This is a genomic window from Ruminococcus sp. OA3 (assembly GCF_022440845.1).
Classification (GTDB): domain Bacteria; phylum Bacillota; class Clostridia; order Lachnospirales; family Lachnospiraceae; genus Ruminococcus_G.
Map to the genome: position 1 here is coordinate 1081866 of NZ_JAKNTO010000001.1, position 16867 is coordinate 1098732.

11 protein-coding genes and 2 riboswitches are annotated in these 16867 nt (G+C 49.5%); of the genes, 9 read left to right on the forward strand and 2 right to left on the reverse strand.

The features are described from left to right. Positions 1-73 precede the first annotated feature (73 nt). Positions 74-1471 (forward strand): DUF6034 family protein, encoded by a 1398-nt coding sequence (locus tag MCG98_RS05015; RefSeq protein WP_240300703.1) that lies wholly within the window; start codon positions 74-76, stop codon positions 1469-1471. 45 nt (positions 1472-1516) lie between these two features. Here MCG98_RS05015 and MCG98_RS05020 read toward each other — a convergent pair whose 3' ends face one another. Beyond that, complete coding sequence (locus MCG98_RS05020) at positions 1517-2350, reverse strand: AraC family transcriptional regulator (protein WP_240300704.1); 834 nt, start codon at positions 2348-2350, stop codon at positions 1517-1519. A 323-nt stretch (positions 2351-2673) separates the two neighbouring features. Next, a riboswitch (cobalamin riboswitch) is annotated at positions 2674-2864 on the forward strand. Between the two features lie 323 nt (positions 2865-3187). Between MCG98_RS05020 and MCG98_RS05025 the strand changes: the two genes are divergently transcribed. The 3 genes from MCG98_RS05025 (at position 3188) to MCG98_RS05035 (ending at position 10569) form a co-directional block, all read left to right on the forward strand. After that, positions 3188-5242 (forward strand): Ig-like domain-containing protein, encoded by a 2055-nt coding sequence (locus MCG98_RS05025; protein WP_240300705.1) that lies wholly within the window; start codon positions 3188-3190, stop codon positions 5240-5242. A gap of 26 nt (positions 5243-5268) precedes the next feature. After that, positions 5269-6147, forward strand: coding sequence for a DUF4430 domain-containing protein (locus tag MCG98_RS05030; RefSeq protein ID WP_240300706.1), 879 nt, complete (start codon positions 5269-5271; stop codon positions 6145-6147). A 90-nt stretch (positions 6148-6237) separates the two neighbouring features. Beyond that, a complete protein-coding gene (locus MCG98_RS05035; RefSeq protein ID WP_240300707.1) occupies positions 6238-10569 on the forward strand; it encodes a hypothetical protein in 4332 nt (1443 codons plus the stop codon). 86 nt (positions 10570-10655) lie between these two features. Here the strand turns inward: MCG98_RS05035 and MCG98_RS05040 are convergent, their stop codons facing one another. Then, positions 10656-12335, reverse strand: coding sequence for a GGDEF domain-containing protein (locus MCG98_RS05040; protein ID WP_240300708.1), 1680 nt, complete (start codon positions 12333-12335; stop codon positions 10656-10658). 147 nt (positions 12336-12482) lie between these two features. On the opposite strand from MCG98_RS05040, the gene MCG98_RS05045 reads away from it, so the two are divergent. The 5 genes from MCG98_RS05045 to iolG all read left to right on the forward strand — a co-directional run bounded on the left by MCG98_RS05045 (position 12483) and on the right by iolG (position 16483). Continuing rightward, positions 12483-13571: an endonuclease/exonuclease/phosphatase family protein gene (locus tag MCG98_RS05045; protein ID WP_240300709.1), complete on the forward strand. Its 1089-nt coding sequence runs from the start codon at positions 12483-12485 to the stop codon at positions 13569-13571. Next, positions 13568-14071 carry a transcription elongation factor GreA gene (greA, locus tag MCG98_RS05050; protein ID WP_240300710.1) on the forward strand — a complete coding sequence of 168 codons (504 nt, stop codon included), beginning with the start codon at positions 13568-13570 and terminating at the stop codon, positions 14069-14071. The genes MCG98_RS05045 and greA overlap by 4 nt, the downstream gene beginning before the upstream one ends. A 14-nt stretch (positions 14072-14085) precedes the next feature. Beyond that, positions 14086-14760 carry a DUF3786 domain-containing protein gene (locus MCG98_RS05055; protein WP_240300711.1) on the forward strand — a complete coding sequence of 225 codons (675 nt, stop codon included), beginning with the start codon at positions 14086-14088 and terminating at the stop codon, positions 14758-14760. Positions 14761-14785: 25 nt separating this feature from the next. Next, positions 14786-15256 (forward strand): YbaK/EbsC family protein, encoded by a 471-nt coding sequence (locus MCG98_RS05060; protein WP_240300712.1) that lies wholly within the window; start codon positions 14786-14788, stop codon positions 15254-15256. A gap of 207 nt (positions 15257-15463) precedes the next feature. Next, the gene (gene iolG / locus MCG98_RS05065) at positions 15464-16483 is read left to right on the forward strand and encodes an inositol 2-dehydrogenase (RefSeq protein ID WP_240300713.1); all 1020 of its coding nucleotides are present in this window, start codon (positions 15464-15466) and stop codon (positions 16481-16483) included. Positions 16484-16615: 132 nt separating this feature from the next. Continuing rightward, positions 16616-16805, forward strand: a riboswitch (cobalamin riboswitch). Positions 16806-16867: the final 62 nt, after the last annotated feature.

A 16867-nucleotide genomic window follows, 5' to 3' on the forward strand; every position in this document is an offset into this window, starting at 1 on the left:
AGAGATTACAATAAGACTGGTGTTACTGATAACGGTTAACGGTAAATAAAACAGTTGGAAAGGAGCCGGTTTTATGAAACGAATCATTTCAGGTGTATTATCACTTGTCACCGTCCTGTCTCTCTATGCGTGTCAGCCTGTGTCGGTGAAGGAGACAGTCGCTAATACAGGCAACAAAGCGTTGGAGAAGGAACTTGTGAAAGTAAATACTCCCGGGGAATCAAAGCCTGCCGACAGGAGATGGCAGGAAGAATTGGAGACAAAAGACGGGGCGGTCCGCATTCATGTGGATGCCGAGATCAATCTGCCGGATCAGCAGCAATTATCGGTGGTGTCGTGTGTGCCGCATTATTTTACTTCGGATGAGGTGAAACATGCGGTCGGCCTGTTTTACGGGGATGCCAAACTTTATGACAACTCATTGAGCGACAAAGACTGGCTGGAATCTGAAATTTCAAAACAGAAAGAAAATCTTGAATATCTGAAAGAAAATGGCGGGTATCCCCAGGAAAACGGAGGGGAGGGCCCGCAGCCTGCACCGGTGGAAGATCCTGAGGAGGAAATCATCTGGCTCGAGGATATGATCGCGCAGCTGGAGGCAGATTACGAGATCGTGTCAGAGGGCGAATCCGTGATCACGGAAATTGAGATGAAGGGTAATGGCTCGGGCGGTGAATCGGTCAGTATCAGAGATGGCCAGACCCCTCCGATGGAATTCTATGCTTACAATGATGGTGAGAATCGTGAGAATGTTATTGGTGCCGCAATGGAATACGATGTGGCGGGGCATGACTTTTCCTTTACCCGGCCGCTGCAGGATACAGAACAACTGGACATTGCCATGCCGAGGGAAGAGGCGGAACGCGCGGCGCTTCAGACTGCTTCAGACTGCGGCATATCGGAATGTGAAATTGTGGCGGCCGGGAGTACAACGGCAGATGGGCAGGAGACCTATGTATTTACACTGAGCCGGCTGATTGGCGGCGTGCCGTGCGTTCCCGTCGGCGACTTTGTGGGAACGAAGGCATTTGGGGGTGACAGCGGGGAGGATCAAGAACCCTGGAGACAGGAAAAGATCCAGGTGATGGTCAACGATAAAGGAGTGGTTGGTTTTAAATGGGAATGTCCGCCTGAGATGCTTGAGACGGTCAATGATGACGTGGCGGTCAAAACTTATGAGGAGATCATCGAGATTGCGCGTATGATCTTACCGCCGCAGGCAGAAGCAGAGGCTCCTGTTGATGAGAAACACAGGGAAGTTACAATATGTGAAGTGACGCTTTCCATGATGCGGGTTGCCAATACAGGCTCGGATAATCTGTATTATTATCTGCCGGTATGGGATTTTATCGGATATCATGGAGAGAGTAAGGATACTGGAATTACCGAAGATCATCCGGCTGCCACCCGGTCCTTTCTTACATTGAATGCGGTCGATGGCAGTGTGATAGACAGAGGGCTGGGGTACTGAATGGCGGCCCCGGAAGGCGATTAAGACTTTCGGGGCTGCTGTTTTTTAAAACTGCACCTTTCTAAAATCTGAAGGCGTCATTCCCTCCTGCTTCTTAAAAGCCCTTGCAAAATGGGAAGCGCTGTTAAAGCCGCATACCTCGGCGATCTGTTCCACAGACCGGGGAGAGGTGAGCAAAAGCTGCTTGGACTGGCGCAGGCGGTAAGAGAGCAGATATTCGTGGGGAGTGGAGCCGGTGTATTTTTTAAAAATACGTATCAGGTGAGAGGCGCTGAAGCTGCACAGATCCGCCATGCGGTTCAGGTCCACTTCCTCATGAAAATGGCTGCTGATATATTGAAGGGCGGGGCTGAGCGGATGATTTGCACGCATTGCAGGAGTCTCCGGTACCGCAAGCCTGCTTAAGATCCGGGTGACATGGAGTGAGATCAGGTGCTCGTCGGCAATGGCAGACTGAGCGCCGGATAACAGGGTTTCAAATTCTTGTTTCAGATAAGGGATATGTTCGCCTGTAAAGATGATTCCGTACTGGCTGCTTAGGTACTCTGTATATTGACGGCTGCTGTTTCCATGAAAATGGAACCATAGAAAATCAAGGGAATTCCTGCAGCAGTACTTATGCGGAACATGGCAGTCCAGGAGCACGATCTGATCCTGAAATGCAGCATATTTGCGGCCGCGTGTCTCAATGCTCATGGAGCCGTTTACCACATACACCAGAAGATACAGATCGAGGCTTTCCCGCTGCACCGAATATTCCGGCGTACAGTAAAAATGCCCGAATTGCGAAATACAGTACAATGCACTGCGCGCAAAATCGGATGGAATCGTAAAGTCCATATAGGAAGGCTCCATAACACCCTTATCATTTATTTCCATACACCTGTATCCTTGCCTGTTTTTTGAACCATCATACAGGATTTAAACACAGATATCAAGTAGGAGGATAATTTTTGTATAGACTGCGACAATAATTTGAAATGACCGGAATATAAAGTATTCCGGTTTGTTATATGCAAAGTTTTTGATTGAATTTTGTAACGGATAGTGGTATGGTTAGTTCAAGCGAAAGATTGGAAAAATTTACCAAAACTAAAAACATAAATGAGAATTATGTTATGTACAATGAGAGTTTCTGTGTGATATAGTTCTGGTAGATCAATGAAACAGACATCTCGTAAAAATGTTAGCTTTAAGAACATAAAAATATATAAAGATCACGGTCAGGTGCTTGCGCCTGTTTAACTGGAATCCGGTGAGAATCCGGAACAGCCTATCTCTACTGTGTGGGGGACGAACGGGCAAATCTGCCACTGGAGTGAAAACTCCGGGAAGGCGCCTTAGTAGGACGAACCTGAGTCAGTATACAACAACGCGATCTGTGAAAAAGATATTCGTAAGCATGGCGAATAGAGTATAAAGAAGTGCAGGCCATCTCCCCGGAAGGGGAGATTTGTTGTTTCTTAAGGGGAAGTTTCCCTCCCCGCATATCAACAATACACGGCAGAATGTCAAGATCAATAAATGGCGTATGGTTTACATAAACATAAGTTGATATTTGGGTCTGAAACTGCACTTTTTAACTGGAGCCTGTGCCGGGCTCCTTTTTTGTTGGCAGGGCTTTGACGGATATCGGCTATAGCGGGGCACTGCTCCGATATAATAGATATATAAAACATTCTCGATAGACGGAGGATGAAAGAGAAGGAGGACGACATGAAAAAGAACTTACAGCAGACGACAGAACAATACGGGCGGAGGAGCCCGAGGGCCTTCTACCGGACGATGACGGGAGTTTTGACCGCCGTTATGGTGGGCGGAGCCGCAGCCCCGGCAATTCCGGTGCTGGCGGATGAACAGGAATCCGCGTGTGCCCTGCAGTTCGGTGTGGACGGGATTGCAAACCCGACGCCCGGGGAAGAGGGTGCCGCCGCCTGGGACGGTGATTATGTTTACCTGGGGCAGTACCAGCAGACGCTGGATGAAGACACGGGGGAGTTCCTGACGGAGCCGATTAAATGGAAGGTGCTGGATACCGGCAGCTCCGCCAATCTGGACGCGGAGGAAAAGGGCGATGCCATGTATCTGCTGTCCGATCAGATCCTGGATATGTGCGATTATTATCTGGAAAAGCCCCAGGTCGCAACCTGGGAGGAGAGTTACTTAAAGGAATGGCTGAACACCACCTTTGCCGACGCCGCGTTCACAGAACGGGAGTTGAGCATGCTGGCTGACACGTCAGGCGCGGGATATCAGGCGGGCTTGACATATGAGCTGGTGCCGGATGTCGGCGGGGTGAAAGTATTTGCGCCTTCCGGCAGCGATCTGGCGAATACCCCGTACGGCTTTGAGACATCGACTAGACCTTCGGATTCGAGAAGGGTGCTGCCAACAGACTATGCGGCGTATCTGGGGGTAAGTATTATAGATGGGTTTGGAAAGGCAACCCTGCGGTCCTCGCGAGGAACAAGGGCTCATTATTGGTCGCTTTATGCAGATGGAAATATAGGAGTGGGAAGCGGGATATACGGGGGTGCTATGCCGGCGGTGCAGCTGGAGATAGAGAAGATTCTGTTCTCGGAGCCGGCGCAGGAAGAGGGCGCATGGGAGCTGACATTTAAAGATGACAGTCAGCAGGTGGAGATCCTCTCTGCCTCGTTCAAAAATAATACGGCGTCCATCAGCTTCGAGGGCGCTACCGTCGGTGAAGGCCAGCAGGTATCCGCCGTTATCACGGACAGCGAAGGGGCAGAGATTATAAGCTATGAGAAGGTGGCGGATACGTCAGAACATGCAGCCGGAAGCGGAACCATCGCGCTGCCGGAAGGCTTTGAAGAAAACGGATACAGGGTGCTGGTGTTCTCGGAGCAGGAACAGGACGGTGTACTGCCGGACTATGCGGGCAGCCCGCAGGAAGTGACGCTGACGAAAGAAGTCACGAAGGTAGAAGGGATCTCTCTGGATAAAACGTCGCTGAGCTTCAGCACGAAATGGGATAAGAAGCGCCTGACTGCCAGCCTGACGCCGGCGGATGCGGATAATCAGCAGGTCATATGGACCACCAGCAATGCGAAGGTTGCACGTGTGGCGACGGATGGCGAAGTGATGGCGGTCAACGACGGCACGGCGACCATAACGGCCACCTCTGTGGATGGGAAGAAGAAGGCGACCTGTAAGGTGACGGTTAAAGGCTCGATGCCGGATTATTCGGTGCTGAGCAGGGTGACGCCGTGGGGATCCCAGACTTTGAAGGTCAGCTGGGAGAAAGGGTACAACGTAAACGGATACTGTATCTACCGCGCCACGTCACAAAACGGCGCCTACAAATATGTCGCACATATCGGAAACGGATCCACGACCTCCTATATGGACACCCGGCTGACGTCTGGTACAACATACTACTATAAAGTGCGTGCATACCGCACCGTGAATGGGAAAAACGTCTTTGGCGGAATGTCGAAGCAGGTGATCAGCGCCAAACCGGTTCCGGCACCGGTGAAGAACATGAATGGAACAGGGGGAAGCAGGCAGGTGAAGCTGAACTGGAGCCAGGTAAACGGTGCCAGTGGCTATCAGGTGTACCGCAAGTTTTCGAAAAACGGCCCGTGGCATTACGTGGCACAGACCGGTAAGGGCACCGCGACTTCCTACACACACAAAGGACTGACAAGCGGCAAGACGTATTACTATAAGGTGCGGGCATACCGCACGGTGAACGGCGCCAAAGTATATGGAGCATACTCCGCGGAAAAGGCGGTTAAGGCTAAATAAACCAATGCATAAAGGAGGACAAAATTATGCAAAGAGAAAGAAAAAGCAAAAAACTTTGGGCAGTGATGCTCACACTGGTCATGGGACTGACCATGATGCTTTCGTCGGTGACGGCGTTTGCATCCACTACGGACGCGGCGGACAGCCTGGTGAGTTCAGTTTATGTGGACGTTGACACACCGGCGAGCTATTCGTTCAACACGGTGACACCGGAGGAAGGGTCGGGTTATCCGGAGGATACGAAGTATTACTTCGATGCGATCCTGCCGACGACCTCCAATCTGGACAGTGTGGATGTGGAGGTGGAATTAAACAGCGCCGGCACAATCACCTTTAATGGCGAGACGAAATCTGGTGATTCAGGGATATTCACAGGCGTCGATCTGAACCAGGGCAAGACTCTGACGGTCACGGTTGGCAATGTTACCAGAGAATACCGTGTGTGTGCCGTTATCACAGGCAACGTAAATGTAAAATTTGCTGTCCGCACAGATCAGGCGGAAGCATACGGAACGGCAAACAATGATGCTTCGATCAAACTGGCTGCACAGAATATCCGCGTTCCGCAGAATGACGCTACTGGATATCTGGAATTTTCAATGCCTGCAGGCTCTACAGTCATGGATGCACTGGAGTTCGTGACACAAGACACAGACAATGCATTTGGAGCATATTATGCGGCGATCAATCCGATCGGGGCGGCAAATAATTACATCTCCCGTATGGAGGTAACAAAAGACAGCATTCTCTATCCGTTAGGCGAGTTTACCTGTGGTTCCATGAGCGGCTGGATGTACTGGGCAAATGGCGAACTTCCGATGGTCGGCGCAGGAAATTATGTATTAAATGACAATGCGATCATCGACTGGAAATATATTGTAGATTACAGTACCGTTTGGGGCTAAGCATTGTAGAAAAATAGTCATAAAAGGCTGCGCACAGCCGGGATATCCGGCTGTGCGGCAGCCCTTTTGGGCGTTAAAAGGAGAGCTAATGTGAAGAAAAGAAGAGGAAAGCAACGATTCACAGCCCTGCTGCTGGCGGCCTGTATGCTGGTAACGGCGGTGCCGGCATGGGCAGCGGAACTTCCGGAGATGGAAGTAATGACAGCGGAGGAAGAACTACAGACTTATCGTATAGACTGTCAGCCTTATGTAAGTTACACGGCGGATGATATAGGCGACAGCTTATCTTATGGCTCCAGCACGATAGGCGCTTGGGCTTGTATGGAGGAGGGGGTAGACGCGGGGACGCCGGGTGCAATGCATTCGTTGCGGTTGAACGAAGGAGTAGAAGATCTTCTCCGAGCCAGAGTGATTGAAGTCCGTGCTGATGGGTTAGATGTGACTGAAGAGCAAAAAGCTGAGCTGCTCGATGTGGCGCTGCACGGCGGCAGATTTACTTTCGAGATGCCGGAAAATGACGTGGAATTCAAGGTAGTTGCCTATTTCGATTCGGAGATCCAGCTGGGGAGTCAGGTGACGGGCGGCAGCATCGAGATTGACAATGAATACCCGATTACAGGAGAGCATGTGTCTATCCGGGCGGTTGCCGACGAAGGCTATCGGTTTGTACAGTGGAAATCGATTGGAAGCAGGTCGTGGAATATGGATCTGGCGAGTGAACTGGATCAGGCGGTGACGGAAGCCGAAAATGGATTCGTGCTGCCTCGGTTACTGCGTTCGGAGCATAACTGGAGGAAACCGGTTGTTCAGGTTGTCCCGGAGTTTGAAGAGATCCAGGATACTTCGTTTTCCGTGACATTTCAGACGGAAGAGGGAAGCGGAGAGAATCCGCCTGCGCTGCAGCAGGTGAAAGGAGATACCTTCTCACTTCCGGATAACCCCTATACATTTGAAGGCCATGATTTCTTAGGCTGGTCAGATGGGGACAACATCTATCAGCCGGGGGACAGCTATACCATGCCTCACAAGAGTGTGGTGTTCACAGCACAGTGGAGAAGCAGTGCATTGCGGGATGTGTGGTTCAAGGCGGAGGAGGATACAGCTCCCCAGTCACTGGGGATCGATGCCAGACCGGAAGGCGATACGTTTGCATTGCCCGAGAACACATTCAAACATTCCGGGGAACTTGGTTATGATTTTGCGGGCTGGTCAGACGGAGAACATACCTACCAGCCGGGCGATACCTATACCATGGGTCCGGAGGATGTGGTTTTTACCGCTCAGTGGAAACGCTATTACAAATTCACAGTTGATCAGACTAATGAGAAATGGAGGGCGCGTTCTGAGCTTTTCCTGCTGCCACAGGACAATCAGGTGCTGCGGAAATTGAAGAATGAAAACCGGGCGCCGGTTGAACCGGTAGAAAACCTTACCTGGGGGATGACATATTATAACCAGCCGGAGTTCTATTATAAATTCGCGGGTATCACCATCAATGGGATCAATTATACAAAAGACACGGTATTGGAAAGCACAGACTATTTTTCAGGCACTGTGAAGATCCATATCACTGGCAGCGACGTTCCGAATGAAGAGGGCTACGCATACGGGTATGTGGAATTTTTAAATGGGGAATTCCGGGAAGACGTAAAACTCTTCGGCAATTTCGAGAAACAGCCGTTTAAAACGAACACGGCACAGATCAATGAGTTTTCTGTGGGAGATGCAAAGGGCAGCATCGAGGAAAACGAGATTCTGGTGCGTCTCGGTGATGAAGCAGATCTGACGAAAGTAACGCCCGACATTAAAATATCCGACGGAGCAGCCGTAGTTCCGGACAGCGGGCGAGAGCAGGATTTTACCGATCCTGTGATCTATACGGTAACTTCAAAAAACGGCAAAGTATCAAGAAGCTACAAGGTGACGGTTGTCAAGCTTCGCGACGCGATCACGGAGGCGATGCCGTCTCAGATTACACAGGGGATCGCTTCCAACAAAGATTCGTCCGGGAATATTCTTGGAAAAAATCTCTCCCAGGTAAGTTCTACCAACACGGACTGGGTGGCATTCGGCATGGGAAGGTACGGTTATGTGCAGCCGGACGGAAGTGTGCAGATGCTGTATGAGGATGAGGAAGGAAGAGAGGCTTTCCTTGAGGCAATGAAAGCGTATATGGAAAAGATGTACGCGGAAAATGACGGCGTCCTGTCGAAGGATAAGGCAACAGAATGGCAGCGGGCGATTCTTGCAATTGCGGCGCTCGGGGGCGATCCGACAAATTTTGGCACTTATAACGGGGAACCGATCGATCTGGTAGCAGACGGGACATACAACTGTAAGATCGAACCCGGAAAACAGGGAGTCAATGGAGAGGCATTTGCGCTGCTCGCCAAAAATACGCTGGACTATGAGATTCCTGACAGTGTACAGTATTCCGATGAATATCTGATTACCTCCATTTTGAGCAAACAGCTCCGCGTGGATGGAAGATACGTGGGATGGGATGTCAGACCGACGGCGACGACGTCAGACCCAGATATGACGGGGATGATCATCCAGGCACTGTCCCCTTATTACTGGGATGATACCGAATACACCTATGACAATGTGAAAACCGGTGAGTCCCGGACTGTGACGGTGCGTCAGGTTGTGGATGAGGCGTTGGATGCCCTGGGAGAGCTCCAGACGGAGTATGGCGATTACATCTGTTACGGGGATCGCAATGTAGAGTCTACGGTACAGGTACTGGTGGCAATCACGTCGCTGGGCATCGATCCTCTGACCGACGAACGCTTCATAAAAAATGGCAACACACTCATCGATGGTATCCAGAGCTTCAGTCTTTCAGGCGGCGGATACGAGCACATGCTGGGGGGCGGCTGGAATTACATGGCGACTGACCAGGGGAACTATGGTATGGTAGCCGCATGGCGCTACTTCAACGGCATGCGCAGCCTCTACGACATGCGTCCGGAATTTACCGATGAGCAGAAAGCACAGATTCAGTCTGTCAAAGACACCATCGATGCTGCACTGGAAAAAGAAGGCGAGGACGGCTACTACGAAGCCCTTGCGGCGGCAAAGCAGACATATGACGATGCGGTGGCAGGCTTTGAGGATCCGACACTGCGCAACTATATCACGAACTACTGGGAACTGATGGATGCCATCCCGGATGAGAATGACAGGGCAGCTGAGGTTATCCAAAAGATCGATGCGATCGGCACCGTGACTCTTGAGAGTGAGGCGGCAATCAAAGAGGCGCGTGAGGCGTATGATGCACTCACGGAAGAAGAGCAGGCGCTGGTGACAAATAGCCAGACGTTGGCAGACGCGGAAAAAGCGCTGGCGGATCTTCAGAAAGAGCAGCAGGAGAAGCTGGAACAAGAGGCAAAGGCAGTAAAAGATATGATCGCATCCCTCGGCACGGTGACGTTAAAGGATGAGGCGGCGGTGCTAAAAGCACGCGATGCTTACGAACGGTTATCTCCGCAGGCAAAGGAACTGGTAGACAATTACGGGGTACTGACAGATGCGGAGGCGGCGGTTCAGTCTTTGAAAGCGGAGCAGAATGCATTTGTATCTGGAAAGCCGTCCGTAAAGACACAGTCCCTCGGAATCAACAACCTCAAAGTCAGCTGGAACTCATATGAAAATGCCGATAGTTATGAGGTTTACCGCAAGGCGGCAGGAAAGACATTCCAGAAGATAGCCACGGTGAAAGGACTGACCTATACGGATAAGACGGCGGTGACCGGAAACACATATTATTATGCGGTAAAGGCGGTCAGCGGAAAATGGGGAAGTACGGTTTACAGTGATTATGTCACGAACGTGACAGGGAAAGTTCTGCCGGCGAGGGCAAAGATCACAAATGCACAGTCCTGGGGGTACAACAAGGCAAAGATCACCTGGGACAAGGTAAGCGGAGCCACAGGATACCGTCTGTATTATAAGATAACTGCAAAAGGGACATGGAAATATGTCACAGAGATCAAAAATGGAAATACCACGTCCTATGTACAGTCGGGGCTGACATCCGGAAGGGATTACTACTATGTGGTGCGGGCATACAGGACGGTCAATGGCACGAAATACTTTGGCGCTGATTCTGAGGTCAGGAGTGTGCGGCCGGTACCGTGGATCGTGAAGATCTCTAAAGTGACTGCCGGAACCGGACAGGCAAAGGTGACCTGGGACAAGATACCGGGAGCCACCGGCTACAGCCTGTACTATAAGACATCCAAGAACGGTGCGTGGCAGTATGCTGCACATATTGGAAACGGCAGCACGACATCCTACACGGACAAAGGGCTGAAGAAAGGCCAGACCGTATACTACCGGATGCGCGCGTACAGGAAAGTAAACGGCAAACAGGTATTCGGGGGATACTCGGCAGAGAAATCTGTGAAGATAAAATAATCTAAGATCAAAACAGGAACACCGGTTTCAAAAATATTTCGGACCGGTGTTCCTGCTTTGCATAAAAACGCCGACATTCCCTGGCGTCAGGTTCTGTGGTACTTTCGTTTATTCTCGTACATATCCAGGTCGGCTCTGCGGACAGCATCCTGAATGTTCTGTGTGATATCCCCCTGACTCCTGTCGATATAGGCATATCCCCGTGCCAGAGATACCGGAAACGGATTGCCCGCATTGTGTTCTTCGAGCGCAATGTCAAGTTTTCTGCTGTAGTTTTCAGGACTGCAGCCAGGCTCTTCCAGGATCACGATAAACTCATCGCCGCCCACTCTGAAGCAGCTGCCGCTGTCTGCGAAAGCCTGCCGGATGCATTTGGCGGCGCCTTTCAGCAGGAGGTCCCCCGCATTGTGTCCGTGCTGATCATTTGTCTCCTTCAGGAAATTCACATCCATCATGATCAGTAAAACCTTGCCCGTATGTTGGGGACTCTGCTTCAGCAGTTCCAGCTTATCAAGGTAAGCAGCGTGGCTTCCGATATTTGTAAGTGAATCGGTCATGGCAAGCTTTTGATAAGTCTGTACTTTCATGTTTTCCTGCAGAAGCTCCATGTATTTCTTCCAGGAGAGAAAGATCAGGGTACCAATAAAGATTAACAGCCCCCCGCGGAAGAATCTGCGGCTGTTCTTAAAATAATTAAAATAGAAACTCAGCACTTCGATCAGAGCTGCGGCGATCAGGACAGTGATGGCACAGAGAATAATCTTCGCATAATAAGAGTGATTATTTTTCAAATCCCGGATCAGGAAACACAGCAGCCAGATACAGGAGATACCCAAAAACAGATGGGTGACGATCAGCATCTGAGGGAAATCAGCGATGTCGCAGACATAAAAGACGGACTGAACGATCATATTGAGCAGCATAAGGCAGCACAGTATCTTTCCGCTTGAGTCCCTGTTATGGCAGAGCTCGGAGATAAAAAGCAGCATGAATACAGGAATCAGCATGAAACTGTAGAATGACAGCAGGCAGATAAACACCACGTTACCGGCAAAGAGTTCCGGCAGTGATGAATCTGTCAGGAGCCATACCGCACAGGAGGATGTAAACAGGCCCAGATAAAGAAACAGCGTATAGTAAGGATTGCGTTCTCTAAAGCGGGAGATCATGCTGCTTAAGAACAGGACAGCGGCCATGACAACAAGAATGCCCAGACATATGATCAATCCCAGGTTTTGACGAAGTGTGGAGACGATAAGTGCTTCATCGGTTCCCAGACGCATTGTACTGATGTTGATGCCGGAATTTCCGTAAATGTTGATGAAATGTATTTTAATCGTTTTTTCGGTGTCAGATGAATGTAATGCGACTCTGCACGGACAATTCCCAAGAAGATGGCCAAAAAGGGGTGCCTGTTCCATGCCGTATTCAAACACACGTGTTCCGTCAATGAAAACCTCCACCGCCTGATAGGAATTTTCAAAAACCAGCCAGGTGTCGTCAGAGACCTGCGGCAGCGTATTTACGATGGTGACTTCACTGCCGGAATGCGAGCTGGCTTTGGCAGGAAGAGTAAGCCTGCTGCCGTTTTCCATGGACCAGCCGGTATCATAGGTCTGAATATCCGACTTGTTCCACTCCACGATAGAAAGCCGGGAACCAAAATATAGGATGGTGAGTATTACAAAACAGACTGCGCCGGCGGGCAGAAACAGATAGTAATGCCAGTTGGACTGCTTCGGGTATGTTTTCCGGTTTGATTTCATAATAATTCTTCTCCCGATAATGTGTATGTTTCATGCACTCAGTATATCATAACAGGAGGGCACAGGAAATAACTTTCAAAAATCCTTATGATGCGTTATAATAAAAAAAGCAGCAAAAGGGTGCCATACAAATTGACAGAGGTGTTTATGAAAAAAAAGATATGGATCACCGCGGCAGCGGTACTTGGAGTCTTTGTGCTGGGTTTTGCAGCACTTGCCACGTATCTCACGGTTACAGAATATAAGCCGGACGATCAGGAGCGGGTAAAACAGAGCGGAATGGGGACAAAGACGATCAAAGAAGGAGACAGCCTGGGGGTGCTGACTTTTAACATCGGATATGGTGCGCTGGATAAAGCGCATGATTTTTTTATGGACGGCGGAAAGACCGTAAATGTTGAATCACGAAAGGTTGTACTTGACAACATGCAGGGGATCGCTGACACGATTTACGATATAAAAGCAGATGTTGTCTTTCTGCAGGAGGTTGACCGGGATTCCAGGCGTTCTTACTATCTGGATGAGGCAAATTACCTGATGGAGGCAAATCCGGGATATGCAATGACATATGCGGCGAACTTCAGGTGCCGGTATGTACCGTATCCTGTCCCCACAATTGGGAAAGTCGAGGGCGGGCTCACAACATTAAACAGTTACGGGGGTGAGGAAAGCACACGGATCTCACTTCCCACCTCATTTAAGTGGCCCGTGCGCGTGGCGCAGCTGAAACGCTGTCTGCTGGTGGAGCGGGTTCGGCTGGAAGATTCGGACAAAGAGCTGGTACTGGTGAATCTGCACCTGGAGGCGTATGACGACGGAACGGGAAAAGAAGCTCAGACGAAAGTGCTGTTTGATTTTCTGCAAAGCGAGTATGAAAAAGGAAATTACTGTATTGCGGGAGGCGATTTTAATCAGACGTTTGATGGTGCCGGAGAAACGGAATATCCATTGAACAACGATAAGTATTTTAAACCAGGACGCATCGATACTTCGGCGCTGGGTGAGGGGTGGAACTTTGTTAATGATACGTCAGTTCCGACCTCGCGTCTCCTGAACGAACCTTACGATCCGAAATCTGAAAATACACAGTATTACGTGATCGACGGTTTTATACTCTCACCGAACGTAAAGCTGGAAGGGGTGAAGACTCTGGAGCGGGGCTTTACGTATTCTGACCATAACCCTGTTATGGTGAAAGCAACATTGACGCAGACAAAAAGTGGAGACGAAGAATGAAAAATCAACTGACTGAGCAGGATGTAAAAAAGATCCAGGAGGAAATCGAACACCGGAAACTTGTCGTTCGGAAAGAGGCACTGGAGGCGGTGAAAGAAGCCCGGGCCCACGGGGACCTGAGTGAAAATTTCGAGTACCATGCCGCCAAAAAGGATAAAAACCGCAACGAAAGCAGAATCCGGTATCTGGAACGTCTGCTGAAAACTTCAGAGATTGTCAGGGATAATTCCGGGGAGGACGAAGTGGGGCTGAACAATACGGTGAAGCTGTACTTTGAAGATGATGATGAGACGGAGACTTTTAAGCTGGTGACTTCCATACGGGGAAATTCTCTGGATGGAAAAATCAGCACAGAATCGCCAATCGGGAGAGCCATACTGGGACATAAGGCCGGAGAGCGGGTCTTTGTCAGGGTAAATGATACTGCTGGCTATCACGTTGTGATTCAGCAGATTGAGAAAACAAGTGATGAGGATAACGATAAGATAAGAAGCTTTTAGGAGGTAGGAACACCGTGGCGGAATATCAGGATAATTATGAAAAAGTCCGGGAGGACTGGAAGAAAAAGGCGGTAACCTGGGATTATAAGGAAAGGTATCACGCACTTGGCCTCACGGGTTATTCGGAGCATGGAAAACTGCCCGTCACTTACTATGGAAAAAAATATGAGATCGACCGGGAAACTGGAAGCATCACGGATGCAGTGAATCCAGATCAGGTCCCTGATTTTTTCACACTGATGGACATTTACCATTTGTTTTACTATTCCAAAGAAAAACCGGTGCTGTCCGGACATTGGGTGGCGTTTCAGGATGTACCGCGTGCAAGCGTGTTCACGAAGGCATTTTTTGAACAGACGGTAAATCCGTTTGCCCGTGTGTTCAGTGGCAGGCTTCACGAGCTTCTGGGAGCGGGGGAAAAACTGGGATTTGAAAGAATCCGTTATTCGGATGCAGGATTTCAGGCGATGGCATTTTCCTGCCTGCCGATCCGCTTTCTGTTCTGGGACGGCGATGAAGAATTTCCGGCAAAGGCAAATGTGTTGTTTGATGCCAATATCACGGATTTCATGCATGAGGAGACCGTTGTCATGGTCGCATCTGACGGCCTGAAGCGCTTGACGGAGGCTGCAGATCCGGGAAAAGAGGCACCAATGAACCGTTCGTACCGGGGCTGGGTGAAGAACTGAGTATACAGCAGGGAGAGAATGAAAAATGGCATTAGAAAAGGTAAAAGAATATTTCAGGCAGTATGGTATGGAAGAGAGAGTGCAGGAGTTTGAGGTATCATCAGCGACGGTCGAACTGGCGGCGCAGGCTGTCGGCTGCGAACCGGAAAGAATCGCGAAGACCCTTTCTTTTAAAGTTGACGACGGGTGTGTGCTGATCGTGACAGCAGGAGATGCGAAAATTGACAACAGCAAGTTTAAAGGGACCTTTCATACCAAGGCAAAAATGCTTACGCCCGGGGAAGTGGAGAATATGGTCGGACATTCCGTCGGAGGGGTCTGCCCGTTTGCAGTCAACAGAGAGGTCGAGGTGTGTCTCGATGAGTCGTTGAAAAGGTTTGAGACAGTTTTCCCCGCATGCGGGAGCAGCAGCAGTGCGATTGAGCTGACGATCCCAGAGCTTGAGAAACATTCAGGTTATTCAAAATGGGTGGATGTCTGTAAAAACTGGGAATAAGGATGGTAAGCAAGAATGTGAAAGTCTGTCCCGTCCTCGTGATAATGACCTGAAGTTTCTGCTGAAAGAAAATTGTAACCGTGCAATATTACTAAAGAATTGAGAAAAAGTATTTGTTATGATATGATTAATGTATAAATCGGCGTACGGTTTATATAGATCTGAACTTTGGAAGAGAGAAATCACAGTGAAGAGAGGAATTGGAGAATGAAGAAAGTAAGAATTGGTATTGTTGGGTTGGGAAGACTTGGACGAGCACATGCGAACAATCTGGCGTTCGGTGTACCGGCGGCTGAATTGGTTGCAGCCTGCTCTGTTGTACCGGCGGAACTTGAGTATGCAAAAAATGAACTGGGTGTGGCGAAAACATATGCTGATTTCGGTGAGATGTGTCAGGATCCGGACATCGACGCAGTCGTGATCGTATCCCCGTCCACCTTCCATCCGGAGCAGATTTCACTGGCATTAAAAGCCGGAAAACATATCTTCTGTGAGAAACCGCTTGCCGTTACACTCGATGAATGCTACGCAACAGAAAAGGAAGTGGAGCAGTATCCCGATCTCGTATTTATGCTCGGTTTCATGCGCAGATATGATCCGTCCTACGCATATGCAAAAAAGAAAATCGATGAAGGTGCTATCGGAAAACCTTACCTTGTAAAGGCTACCGGTGTTGACCCGGATGCAGATGCCGAGAGCTTACTGGACAGCGGATACGTTCCGAAGAGCGGAGGTATCATGATGGATATGGCAAGCCATGACATTGACTTGATGCGCTGGTTCCTGGGTGACGACCCGGAAGAGGTATACGCGATCGGAAGCACAGTAAAACATCCAAGATTTACAGAGCAGGGCGATGTTGAAACAGCATGCGCTACCTTCTCCTTTAAGAATGGGGCTATGGGACAGCTTCATGTAGGCAGAGCGGCAGTACATGGTTATCATATCGAGACAGAGATCATCGGAACAGAGGGAAGTATCCGTGTCAGCCCGGTTCCGGCTAAGAATCTTGCAGTAATGTATGACAAACACGGTGTTGTTCAGGAGTGTGTACGCAACTTCCCGGAACGTTTCCAGCAGGCATACGTTGAGGAGATGAAAGAATTCGTAGACTGTGTACAGAACGGAAAGAAACCCGGTGTTGTCGTACATGACGGAACAGCTGCAACACAGATCTGTGAAGCAGCACAGAAAGCACTGGTGACAAAGGGCGTTGTTAAAATCTGATATTTGTCAGAGGGGTATGGGAGTGTCTGATAAAGACGCTCCCATTTTTAAATCTAAAAAAACATTCGGCTTTTGTAATATATCTTGACAAATAAAACAAAATCATCTAAATTAATGATTAACACCATAGTATTAACTGAATAAAAACTGCGGTCAGGCACAGCGTGTCTGTTTAAACGGAACCCGGTGAGAATCCGGGACAGCCTATCTCTACTGTATGGGGGACGAACAAAGCAGGATGCCACTGGATGAAATCCGGGAAGGCGCTTTTAGTAGGACGAACCCGAGTCAGGATACAACAACGCGGTTTGTGAAAAGAGATTCGTAAGCAAGGCGGATTGAGAAGAGAATCCAGGACCTTTTTTTGTGGTATGCAAAAAGGTC

Bases quoted from the DNA above. Each gene is read 5' to 3' on its own strand.
- MCG98_RS05060 (WP_240300712.1), top strand. From the start codon at position 14,786: ATGGCATTAGAAAAGGTAAAAGAATATTTCAGGCAGTATGGTATGGAA.
- MCG98_RS05045 (WP_240300709.1), top strand. From the start codon at position 12,483: ATGAAAAAAAAGATATGGATCACCGCGGCAGCGGTACTTGGAGTCTTT.
- iolG (WP_240300713.1), top strand. From the start codon at position 15,464: ATGAAGAAAGTAAGAATTGGTATTGTTGGGTTGGGAAGACTTGGACGA.
- MCG98_RS05020 (WP_240300704.1), bottom strand. From the start codon at position 2,350: ATGGAAATAAATGATAAGGGTGTTATGGAGCCTTCCTATATGGACTTT.
- MCG98_RS05015 (WP_240300703.1), top strand. From the start codon at position 74: ATGAAACGAATCATTTCAGGTGTATTATCACTTGTCACCGTCCTGTCT.
- MCG98_RS05025 (WP_240300705.1), top strand. From the start codon at position 3,188: ATGAAAAAGAACTTACAGCAGACGACAGAACAATACGGGCGGAGGAGC.
- greA (WP_240300710.1), top strand. From the start codon at position 13,568: ATGAAAAATCAACTGACTGAGCAGGATGTAAAAAAGATCCAGGAGGAA.
- MCG98_RS05040 (WP_240300708.1), bottom strand. From the start codon at position 12,335: ATGAAATCAAACCGGAAAACATACCCGAAGCAGTCCAACTGGCATTAC.
- MCG98_RS05030 (WP_240300706.1), top strand. From the start codon at position 5,269: ATGCAAAGAGAAAGAAAAAGCAAAAAACTTTGGGCAGTGATGCTCACA.